The organism is Novosphingobium soli, from assembly GCF_042432915.1.
Lineage (GTDB): Bacteria > Pseudomonadota > Alphaproteobacteria > Sphingomonadales > Sphingomonadaceae > Novosphingobium > Novosphingobium soli.
On record NZ_JBHLWK010000005.1, the window covers coordinates 96281 to 107636 of the forward strand.

The 11356-nt window shown below is 63.1% G+C and carries 5 protein-coding genes; all 5 read left to right on the forward strand.

Going from position 1 to position 11356, the window contains the following annotated elements; translation table 11 throughout:
* The first annotated feature begins 4 nt into the window (after positions 1-4).
* The 5 genes from ACFFJC_RS01790 (at position 5) to ACFFJC_RS01810 (ending at position 11332) form a co-directional block, all read left to right on the forward strand.
* A complete protein-coding gene (locus tag ACFFJC_RS01790; RefSeq protein ID WP_379485863.1) occupies positions 5-496 on the forward strand; it encodes a hypothetical protein in 492 nt (163 codons plus the stop codon).
* Positions 493-4722, forward strand: coding sequence for a sacsin N-terminal ATP-binding-like domain-containing protein (locus ACFFJC_RS01795; protein WP_379485864.1), 4230 nt, complete (start codon positions 493-495; stop codon positions 4720-4722). The genes ACFFJC_RS01790 and ACFFJC_RS01795 overlap by 4 nt, the downstream gene beginning before the upstream one ends.
* Complete coding sequence (locus tag ACFFJC_RS01800; RefSeq protein WP_379485865.1) at positions 4706-7438, forward strand: DUF1156 domain-containing protein; 2733 nt, start codon at positions 4706-4708, stop codon at positions 7436-7438. Before ACFFJC_RS01795 ends, ACFFJC_RS01800 begins: the two co-directional genes overlap by 17 nt.
* A gap of 13 nt (positions 7439-7451) precedes the next feature.
* Positions 7452-10748 carry a DUF499 family protein gene (locus ACFFJC_RS01805; RefSeq protein ID WP_379485866.1) on the forward strand — a complete coding sequence of 1099 codons (3297 nt, stop codon included), beginning with the start codon at positions 7452-7454 and terminating at the stop codon, positions 10746-10748.
* 113 nt (positions 10749-10861) lie between these two features.
* Positions 10862-11332: a LysR family transcriptional regulator gene (locus tag ACFFJC_RS01810; RefSeq protein WP_379485867.1), complete on the forward strand. Its 471-nt coding sequence runs from the start codon at positions 10862-10864 to the stop codon at positions 11330-11332.
* Positions 11333-11356: the final 24 nt, after the last annotated feature.

The following is an 11356-nucleotide window of genomic DNA, read 5'->3' on the forward strand; positions in this document are numbered from 1 at the left end:
CGAGATGACCGGCATTTCGGATTTTTCCATCCTGGCCCCCGTGCCGCTGGAGCACCTTCAATCCGGGGGCGCAATCGCCAGCGCCACGGGTTTCGTCGCCTTCGGATCGCGGAAGTGGGAGCTATTTCGCAAGGTCGATGAACTGCGCGGTGGCGCGCGCGTGCCGGTCCTGATCTATCCGTCGCACGAGGACGTGGTCGCCAAGCTCAGTTTTGTCGTGTCCTGGCTGGGTTGGTATGTCGGCTGCGAGGAAAGCGGAAACGGCAAACATTCAAAGGGAATGACGCATCGCCCGCCGACGACGGGCCAATATACGTCCGACAATCAGGGCCATTGGGCGGTGTTCTGGCACGTTTGCGATCTGCACGAGCTGCCGGCCGCGCAACGGTTGCCGATCTCCGCCATCCAGACCGTCAAGGGCGGTTGGCGCAAGACAGCCCCGCCGCGCGGACCCGAACTGGTCGCCACGCCGTCGACGCTGGAGGTGCCGCTATGAGCGCGGGCCGCCAGATCGAGGCCATCCTCGCCGATCCTCCCGACTACTTCCGGTCGATCCAGGAACGCGCCACCAAGCGCTGGGACCAGCTTGAGGCGGACCCGGAGCTTGCTGGGCCTTGGCACCAGCTCTTCAAGCAGGTGCAGAGCCCCCGTCATATCCTGTCCGAGCTGCTCCAGAACGCCGATGACGCCGGCGCCAGCGAAGCGCGGGTTTCGATCGAGAACGATCGCTTCGTGTTCGAGCACAATGGCGAGGACTTCATCGAGGCCCACTTCGCTTCGATCTGCCGCTTCGGCTATTCCAATAAGCGCGCGCTGCACACGATCGGCTTCCGCGGGATCGGATTCAAGAGCACGTTCAGCCTGGGCGATCGGGTCGAGCTGTTCACGCCGACCCTGGCCGTGGCCTTCGAGCGAGCGCGGTTCACCGAGCCCCACTGGATCGACAGCCGCTACCAGACATCGGGAACCACGCGCGTCGAAGTGGCGATCGCCAACCCGCTGCTGCGCCGCGAGGTCGAGAAGAACCTCGACGAGTGGCTGAAGAGCCCGGTGTCGCTGCTGTTCTTCAAGAAGATTCGTCGCTTGCGGATCGGCGACAGCGAGGTGCATTGGCAAAGTCTCGGGCCTGGCCCCATCGCCGAGAGCGAATGGATGGCTTTGGATGAGAAAGCGGATGATCCGTTTCTCCTCGTGCGGTCGGGGGAGGAAGCCTTCCCGGCCGAGGCGCTCGATGAGATCCGCAAGGAGCGGATGCTGGGGGCCGAGGACAGCGGCGATTTCCCGCCCTGCCGCGTGGAGATCGTGCTGGGCGCGAAGGGCCGGCTCTATGTCGTGCTGCCGACCGGCTTGGAAACGACGCTACCTTTCGCCTGCAACGCGCCCTTCATCCAGGACCCCGCTCGTCTCAAGATCAAGGACCCGGAGACATCGCCGACCAACCGCTGGCTCCTGAACCGCGCTGGAGAATTGGCCGCCAGCGCCATGATGGAGTGGTTGGAGCAGACGAAGACCAGCGCGCGGGATCGGGCGGACGCCTATGGTCTGCTGCCCGACGTCGACCGCGAGGCGACCACGCTCGAAGGGGCCTGCGGCGCGATCGTCGAACTGGCGTTTGACGCGGGCATCGAAGGCCGACCGATGCTTCTGACCGAAGAGGGACGGCTGGTCGACGCCAAGGCCGCGATCACCGTGCCGCGGCCTGTCTTCGACATCTGGCCGGCTGACCAGGCCATGACGCTGCTCGACGCCAAATCCCGGCCGGCGCTGTGCCAGCATGTCTCGGCCAAGAACCGGACTAAGCTGGCTCGCTGGGGTCTGGTCGAGGAGTTCTCGAAATCCGATTTGCTCGAGCGCCTGCGCAGCAATCATCTGCCGCGGCCCGCGACCTGGCGGCACCTGTTGAACCTGTGGGCCTATATCGCGCCCGAAGTGACGGGTTGGCAGTGTCACGACACCGACGGCCTGCGGATCGTGCCTGTGCAGGGCAAGGAGGTGCTCTACGCGGCGTCGGAGATCGTTCGGCTCGGCGAGAAAAAGCTGCTTCAGTCGGAAGAGGATTGGGAGTTTCTCGCCAGCCATCTGATCGTCCTCAATCAGAACTGGACCCGCTTCCTCGCCGAGCAGCGCCGTGACAAGGCGGAGGGAGAGAGCCGCAACGACCCGGTTGAGGCGGCCTTCGCGGTGCTGGAGGAGATCGGCCTCGAAGGAACGAGCGACGTCAACGCCGTGATCGAGCGGGTCGCTGCCGACTATTTCGCGGCCGGGCAGCCGAAGCTCGCCGAGTGCGTCCAGCTCGCCCAGATCGCGGCCAAGCTGGGCGTCACGATCGGCGACTCTTTCCGGTATGCCTGCGCCGACCTGAAACTCCGGCCGATCGGCAAGGGGGTGTTGTTCGACGAGAATGGCGCGCTCGAGGAGTTGCTGCCGGAGTCCGTCCGAAAGACGCAGCTCCTGCACGGTGACTATGTGGCGAGCTTCAAATCCTGCACGGGGGAGGATTGGCTGCGCTGGGTATCGTCAGGCCGTTCGGGGCTTCAGACGATGGCGCCGCTCGCTCAGAAGCGGACCAGCCTCTATGGACGCCAGCGCGCGGTGACGGAGGCCCAAGCGCGCGGCCAGCGCCAGGCGCTTTACTATGCCTATGTCACGGAGAGCTTCGTTCTCGATGATTGGGACTTCCCGGCCGATTACTGGCGGCATTGGGAGGCGTTGTCGAAGGCCGATCCCGGCATCTGGGCCAAGGTGGTTGGAAAGATTCTGGAACAGCGCGACGCCTACTGGTCGCGGGCGTCGAGCGCTCGCCTGTTGCAGGTGGCGACCACCGGATCGACGCGATCGGTCAGTTCGGAGCCGTTGCTGGCGGACTGGTTGCTGAAGTTGCGGGCCAAGCCCTGCCTGCCTGACATCCGCAACATGATCCAGCTTCCGGCCGACCTGGTGCGCAGGACACCGGAGACGGAGGCACTGATCGACGTCGAGCCCTTCGTGCATGGCTTGCTCGATCGGGAAACGACGCGCCCGCTGCTTGATTTTCTCGGTGTCCGCAGCACGCCGAGCGGTCCCGGACGTCTGCTCGACCGCCTGCGCGCCCTGGCGAAATCCGACAAGGCTCCGGCGCATGAGGTCGAGAAATGGTATCGCCGCCTGGATCAGATGCTCGACGGGTGCTCGACTGCTGACGCGCAGAACATCAGGAATGCCTTCAAGGCTGAAAAGCTGATCCTCGCCCAGGACGGGACGTGGGCGACGTCCGGCGGCATCTTTCTGGCCGGGGACGAAGAGGATGTTCCCGGCGCGGCGGTCGTGCGTGCTTCCGTGCTCGACCTCAGCCTGTGGCATCGTATCGGTGTCGCCGACCGTCCGTCCGCGGATCTGGCGCTGCAATGGCTTGGGACGTTGGCCTCGGGGAAGGCGCTCTCGGCCGACGACGCCAGGCGTGTTCGCACGTTGCTGGTCCGATACCCGATCCGCATCTGGGAGGAGCGCGGGCACTGGCTGAACCTCGTGGGCGAGTGGGCGCCGGTCGATACGCTTGCCTATGGCCTGAGCATGCAGACCCTGTTCCGGTGGAGCCATCTGCACGAATGGGTCAAGCGCAAGACCGCCGATTTTCAGCGGCTGTCGGGGGAGACCGTGCAGGCGCCGCCATTCTCGGCGTTGCCGGCCTTGTCGGACCTCGTCGAGGAGCATTTCAACCAGCCGTCGCTGCTGGCCGGCATCGAAGATCGCCGCGCCTGGCTGACGGCGTTCGGAACCCAACTCGCGCGGATCGAGCTTGCCGATGCCGCCGAGACCGAGCGCGTGCGGGCGCTGGCGGAAGCGATCGCGATGACGAGCTGGGTCCAGACCCCCAAGCTGGAGGTCATTCCCTATCTCGACGGTGTGCCCGCCGGAACGGCTCGGCTCACCGACATTCTGTGGCTCGACGGCAAGCTGTTCGTCAGCCCGCTATCCAAGGCCAAGCTGGCGAAGCGGGTCCCGGAAGAGATTGGTAGGAGCTTGAGCGCGGATATTCGCGCGGCGCTGGCCTATGCGTTCGAGCGCTCGCCCGAGGACATCCGGGAATATCTCGAGGAAAACTTCACGCTCGGCCCCGAGCAAATGGTCTCTGCGCCGATCGCCGAGGCCCAACCGGACGCCGTTCCCGGCGATGATGATGAGAGCGACGAAACCGCTGAAGGCGCGGGGGACGACGCCGAGCCGGTCGATGCGGACGATCTCCACCTGGCGGAGGAGGACGAGTCCGCGACGCTCTCCGAACCCGCGCCTCCCACGGAAGAGCCAGATCGCGAGCTGATAGAAACGGAGGTTGCGACCAGGCCGCGCGCCGCGCCGAAGCCCCCACGCCCGAGCGTTATGGCGCGCTTTGCGTTGGCCCAGGGCTACAAGGTCGACGGCGAGGATCGCTTCTTTCATGCGGACGGGAGCTGGATCGGCCGCGGCAACGGCACGCGCTTTCCATGGGAGCGCCGCTCAGCGGGTGGTGAGATTCTTCGCCACTACTATCCAAAGGATCACTGCCTGGAGCAAGAACCGCTCCAGCTTGAGGCCGACGTCTGGGGTCTGCTCGACCAGAAGCCGGACCTCTATTCGTTCATTCTCATCAACCCCGAGGGTGATGCCGTCGAGATGACGGGCGCCCGCCTGCGCGCATTGCGCGACGGCGGCGAACTGACCATCCACCCTGCAACCTACAGGCTTGTTTATGACCTCGACGAATAACCCCAAGAAAAAACTCATCGAGGTCGCAATCCCCCTCGAAGCGATTAACAAGGCTTCGGCTCGAGAGAAGTCGATCCGCCATGGGCATCCGTCCACGCTGCATCTGTGGTGGGCGCGACGTCCCTTGGCGGCGTGCCGAGCGGTGTTGTTTGCTCAACTCGTTGATGATCCGGCGAGTCACCCGGAACAGTTCCCGACAGACGAGGCGGTGGAGGAAGAACGTCAGCGTCTCTTTCGGATTATTGAGGACCTAGTGGAGTGGGAAAACTCCACTAAAGATGAAGTTCTTGGTCGTGCTCGTGCTGAGATTCGCAAGAATTTCCCCGATGGCCTGCCATCGGTTTACGACCCATTCTCTGGTGGTGGTTCGATCCCGCTGGAGGCTCTTCGCCTGGGTCTTCCCTCCGAGGGGTCTGATCTCAATCCAGTCGCGGTAATGATTGGCAAGGCAATGATCGAATTGCCATCGCAATTCAAAGATCAAAAGCCTGCCCATCCCGGCAAACCAGAGCGCCTGCATTATCGCGGGGCGGAAGGTCTTGCCGAAGACATTCTTTGGTATGCACGGGCGCTAAGCGACAAGGCGTGGGAGAAAATTGGACATCTCTACCCGCAGGTCGCTCTTCCTAAGAAGGATGGAGGTGGCGAAGGCACCGTCCTTGCCTGGTTGTGGGCCAGGACCGTTGCCAGTCCGAATCCGGCAGTGCGGGGTGCTCATGTTCCCCTGATTTCCAACTACTGGCTTTGCAACAAGCCGAAGAAATCAGTGTGGGTGAAGCCGGTTGTCAGCGGCACCGACATCTCCTTCGAGGTGCATAATGGGAAGCCCGATGACGAAGATGCCGTGGCGGCCGGAACCAAGGCGGGGCGAGGCGCGAACTTCAGGTGCTTCCTGACCGGCGACGCCATCACTGCTGATTATGTGAAGGCCGAGGGCATGGCCGGTAGGATGGGCTGGCGCCTTCTTGCCATCGTCGTGGAAGGGAAAGGCGGGCGTCGATACGTCGCCCCGACCAAAGAGCACGAGGCTCTGGCTTTCAGCGAGAAACCCGACTGGAGACCGGAATATCCTCTGTCGCAGCACCCTCAGTATATGAGTGTGACCAACTATGGTCCCACCAATATCTCCGACCTCTTCATGGACCGGCAGACCATCGCATTGAATACCTTTATGGGCCTGATCCCGGAAGTAGTCCGAGACATTCCAGATTCCGCATACCGAAAGGTGATGCTCTCATACTTGGTATTGGGTGTGAGCCGTTTGGCGAACAGGCAATCCACGAGCACGTTCTGGCACACTTCCCGCGAAAACGTGGAGCAGGTGTTTGCCATGCAGGCCCTGCCCATGCGGTGGGACACGGCTGAAGGAAATCCGTTCTCGTCCTCCTCGGGCAATTTCATCGGTCAGGTCGAATATCTGGCCAAAGCCGTGGCCGCTCTTCCCTGTTCGGATCAGGGGGGCGTCGAACGCCAGATGGACGCCCAGAACGTAGATTTCTCAGGCTTCGTCATCTCTACCGACCCTCCTTATTACGATAACGTCCCCTATGCGGACTTGTCCGATTTCTTCTACGTCTGGCTGCGGAAGGGTCTGGCCGGCACCTACCCGGATCTCTTTTCTACCATGCTGGTCCCCAAGCAAGAGGAACTGGTTGCCGACTACAAACGCCATGGCGGCAAGGACGAGGCCGACAGCTTCTTTCTCGAAGGCATGACTACCGTCATGCGCAACATGGCGACCCAGGGCCGGCCCGATGTGCCCGCTGCGATTTACTATGCTTTCCGGCAAGGCGAGGTCGATGAAAGCGGTTTCTCGGTTAAGGGCTGGGCGACCTTCCTTCAGGCGATTGTCGACGCCGGCTATTCGATCGGGGCGACATGGCCAGTGCGGACCGAGCTTGTCGGCAACCTCAAGAAAAACAAGAACGCGCTCGCCACGTCTGTCGTGATGGCGTGCCGGCCTCGCGCGGCGGACGCCGAGACGATCTCTCGCGTCGAGTTTATCCGGGCGCTGCGCCGCGAGCTGCCCGCAGCCCTCAAGGAGATGCACCGCGCGAGCATCGCCCCGGTGGATATTCCCCAGGCGTCCATCGGCCCCGGCATAGCGATATTCAGCCGCTATGCGTCAGTGATCGAACGCGATGACAATCCGATGTCGGTGAAGACTGCCTTGCAGATCATCAACGAGGAACTGGATCAGTATCTTTCGTCCCAGGAAGGTGATTTTGATCCCGAGACGCGCTTTGCCGTGACCTGGTTCACGCAGCATGGCTACGAAAAGGGCGTATTTGGCGATGCCGATAACCTCGCCCGTGCCCGTGGCATCTCAGTGGACGACGTGCGCCATGCTGGCATCGTGGAATCGTCGGCCGGACGGGTCCGCATCTACAAACGGGAGGAATTGGACGAGGAGTGGGATCCCGAAACCGACCGCCATCTTACCGTGTGGGAATGCTGCCAGTATCTCGTGCGTCAGCATCAACTGGATGGCTTGTCGCATGATACGGCATTGCTCCTGAAGAAGTTCGGGAGCGACAAGGCCGAGGCGGTGAAGGATCTGGCCTACGTCCTGTACGAAATCAGCGACAAGCGGCGGCAGGACCGCCAAGAGGCCACGGCCTACAACGCGCTCGTCACCGATTGGACCGAACTGACGCGGCAGGCCGCGGCGATCCACGACACCGTCGGTGATCGCCAGATCAAGCTGGACATCTGAGGGGGGAGCGAACGTGGCAAAAAGCACGCGCCAATATGTGTTTGAAGGAATGGAGTTGCTTCCGGCGGCACTCATTCCGTTCGTGGAGAAGAGGCTGGAAAGTTCGCTCAAGGGGCACTGGCAAGTCCAGGTTCTGGAGAAGCTGCCGAGCCTGCGCCCCAACAGCAACGGCGAGGTCGGTTGGGACCAGGCCGCGCTGTTCAACGCGATGGACCGCTTCTGGAGCGAGGCGTTCAAGGCAGTTCTCGGCCGCGCCGAACGCTCGCTGGTCAATGAACTGGGCGATGTCCGCAACAAGCTCTCGCACAATGAGACCTTCACCTACGACGACGCCGAACGCGCGCTCGATTCCATGCGCCGCCTGATGGAGGCGATCAGCGCCGGGGAGACAGCCGAGCAGCTCGGCAAGATGCGCGACACCATCCTGCGCACGAAGTTCACCGAGCTTCAGCGCAATGAGGAGCGGCGGAAAACCCAGCGCCTCGAAATCTCGGTCGAGACGGTGGCGGGGCTTCTGCCGTGGCGCGAGGTGGTCGAGCCGCACCAGGATGTCGCCACCGGCGAGTTCCAGCAGGCCGAGTTCGCGGCCGACCTCGCCAAGGTGCATTCGGGCAGCGCGCCACCGGAATACCGCGACCCGCGCCAGTTCTTCAGCCGCACCTATCTGACGGAAGGTTTGAGCGCGCTGTTGATTGGGGCCGCGAAGCGGCTGTCCGGCACCGGCGGCGATCCGGTCGTCGAACTGCAAACCAACTTCGGCGGCGGTAAGACGCACTCGATGTTGGCCCTCTATCACATGGCGGGGCCGACGCCGGTGCAGGACCTCTCCGGCGTGGACCAGTTGCTCGAAAAGCAGGGGCTCAGCGTGCCGCAGGGTATAAACCGCGCCGTGCTCGTCGGCACATCGCGGGGGCCGCAGGACGTGCTCCACGCCGAGGGCGACCGGAAAATCCGCACGACCTGGGGTGAACTCGCCTGGCAGCTCGGCGGCGCCGACGCCTACGCGATGGTGGCGGAGAATGACGCCAGCGGCATCGCGCCAGGCTCGAACCTGCTTGAGGCGCTTTTCAAGAAGTATGCGCCGTGCCTGATCCTGATCGACGAATGGGTCGCCTATCTGCGGCAAATCTACAAGGTCGAGGGGCTGCCGTCCGGGTCTTTCGATGCGAACCTGTCCTTCGTCCAGTCGCTGACCGAGGCGGTCAAGGCCAGCCCCGGCACGCTACTGGTCGCGTCCTTGCCGGCCTCGCAGATCGAGGTGGGTGGTGAAGGCGGTCAGGAAGCGCTGGCGCGCCTCAAGCAGACCTTCAGCCGGGTGGAATCCTCGTGGCGGCCGGCGAGCCAGGAAGAGAGCTATGAGATCGTCCGGCGGCGGCTCTTCAAGGACATTCCCGGCGACAAGTTCCATCACCGCGACAACACGCTGAAGCAGTTCGCCAAGCTCTATCGGGAGAACGCGAACGATTTCCCGCAGGGCTGCGCCGACGAGGACTATCGGCGCAAGCTGGAGAAGGCTTATCCAATCCATCCCGAGCTATTCGATCAGCTCTATACGAGCTGGGGTTCGCTCGAAAAATTCCAGCGGACCCGCGGCGTGCTGCGTCTGATGGCGCAGGCCATTCACGAGCTTTGGATGAGCGCCGATCCGTCGGTGATGATTATGCCCGGCAGTGTTGCGGTGAGTTCGCCGCGCGTGGAGCCGGAATTGCTGCATTATCTCGAGGTTAGCTGGCAGTCGATCATCGCAGGAGATGTCGATGGCACGACGTCCACGCCCTACAAGATCGATCAGTCCGCGCCCAACCTGAACCGCTATTCGGCGACCCGGCGCGTCGCGCGCGCGATCTTCATGGGCACAGCGCCGACGCATCAGCAGCAGAACACTGGCCTCGACGACAAGCAGATCAATCTTGGCGTCGTGCAGCCCGGCGAGCGTCCCGCGATATTCGGCGACGCGCTGAGGCGGCTGACCAACCAGGCCAAGTTCATGCACGCTGATCTTGGCCGTTACTGGTATTCGATGTCCGCGAGCCTCAACCGCATCGCGGCGGACAAGGCGGCGCAGATCGAGGCGGCACTGGTCGACGTGACGATCGACGCGGAACTCGGGAAATATGTGAACGGCCTCGCCGATCGCGGTCATTTCGACGCCGTGCAGGTCGCGCCAGCCTCGTCGGCCGAAGTTCCCGACGAAGCCGGAGGCGTGCGGGCCGTGGTGCTGGGGGTGGCGTATCCGCACAATGGGCGCGACACCTCGGAGGCACTGACTGAGGCCAAGGATATGCTGATGCAGCGCGGCACCACACCGCGCGTCTATCGCAACATGCTGGTGTTTATCGCGGCGGATTCGCGCCAGCTCGACAACCTGAAAGACGCCGTGCGTGCATCGTTGGCCTGGGGCGAGATCGTCCGCGACACGGAGCGCCTGAACCTCACCCAGAGCGACAGCGCGCTCGCCAAGGCGAAACTGGCCGAAGCCAACGAGACGATGAAGACGCGCCTGAAAGAGGCGTGGTGCTATCTGCACTACCCGGCCCAGGAGAATGCCCAGGCCGATGTCGAATGGGTCTCCGGCAAGGTTCCGGCGCAGGACGGGCTGTTGGGACGGGCGAGCAAGAAGCTCGTCGCCGAAGAGGGATTATTGACCGAGCTGGGGCCGTCGCGTCTCGATCGTGATCTCCAGAAATACATCTGGAACGACAAGCCGCGGTTGTCGCTCAAGGATCTGCGGGAATATCTCAATCGCTACATCTACCTGCCGCGCCTGAAAGGGCAGGACGTCCTGGTGAAGGCTGTGCAGGCGGCGATCAGCGGCATGTTGCCCGGTCCTTTCGCCTATGCCGAGCGGTGGGACGAAAAGACGGGCACCTATCTGGGGCTCGCGATCGAACGTGCGGGCAACGCGCCCGTGGTCATCGACAGCGACAGCGTCATCATCAAACCGAATGAGGCCGAGGCGCACCGTCCGCCGCCGGTGCAACCTGGCCCTGGGGACGCACCTGGAAGCCCTGATGGCGGCACGCCGACGCCCGGCGGACACGATGTAGGCGGCGGGCCGGTGACACCGCCGACGGAGAAGAATCCGACGCGCTTCACCGGCGCCGTGATGATCTCACCGGAGCGGCCGGCGCGGGATATTCATCAGATTGTCGAGGCGATCGTCGAGCAGCTCACCACGCTTCCGGGCAGTCGCGTGAAGTTGAAGCTCGAGATCGAGGCCGATGTGCCTGGCGGTCTGGATCGCGCCAAAGTGAGGACTCTGGTGGAGAACGCCAATACCCTCGGATTCATAGAGAAGTCTGTCGAATGAGAGCATAGCAATGGTGGGTGGTCGCGTGGACTGAAACTATATTTGTTCAGGAGTGGGGGATTCGCCGTGATGTAACTTTCTGCTCGGCAGAATAGGAGGAAGGTGGCCCCGCTATGCTCAGGTTGCGTCATATCCAATACTTTGTCACCGCTTCCGAGCAGGGGAGTTTTCGCAAGGCGGCCGCCCTTCTGAACATCCAGGAGTCCGCCGTGAGCCGGCGCATCCGAGATCTTGAGGATCGGCTTGGCGCTTCCCTGTTCCACCGCCATCCCGGCGGGGTTTCGCTCACGGTGGCAGGGCAGCGTTTCCTTCGCCGCGTCCGCGTCGCCCTTCAGCAGATTGAGCTTGGCTTCAACGACGTCGCCGCGATCGGCCGATCCGAGGACGGAATCATCAAGGTTGGAATCTTCTCATCGCTGGCGTCGGGCTTTCTGTTCGAGTTGATGAAGACGCTCGACGACGAGCACCCGCGGGTGGCGGTCGAGCTGATCGAGGGCAATCCGTCGGTCCATGTGGCGGCGGTCCGCCAGCTCCAACTCGATGTGGCGTTCATCACGGGCACGTCCGAAGTATCGCTCCGGTGAGGGCCGCCTTGCGGTGATTGGCTG

What these genes read in the sequence shown, in the direction of transcription:
- ACFFJC_RS01790 (WP_379485863.1), top strand. Translation starts at nt 5, where the DNA reads ATGACCGGCATTTCGGATTTTTCCATCCTGGCCCCCGTGCCGCTGGAG.
- ACFFJC_RS01795 (WP_379485864.1), top strand. Translation starts at nt 493, where the DNA reads ATGAGCGCGGGCCGCCAGATCGAGGCCATCCTCGCCGATCCTCCCGAC.
- ACFFJC_RS01800 (WP_379485865.1), top strand. Translation starts at nt 4,706, where the DNA reads ATGACCTCGACGAATAACCCCAAGAAAAAACTCATCGAGGTCGCAATC.
- ACFFJC_RS01810 (WP_379485867.1), top strand. Translation starts at nt 10,862, where the DNA reads ATGCTCAGGTTGCGTCATATCCAATACTTTGTCACCGCTTCCGAGCAG.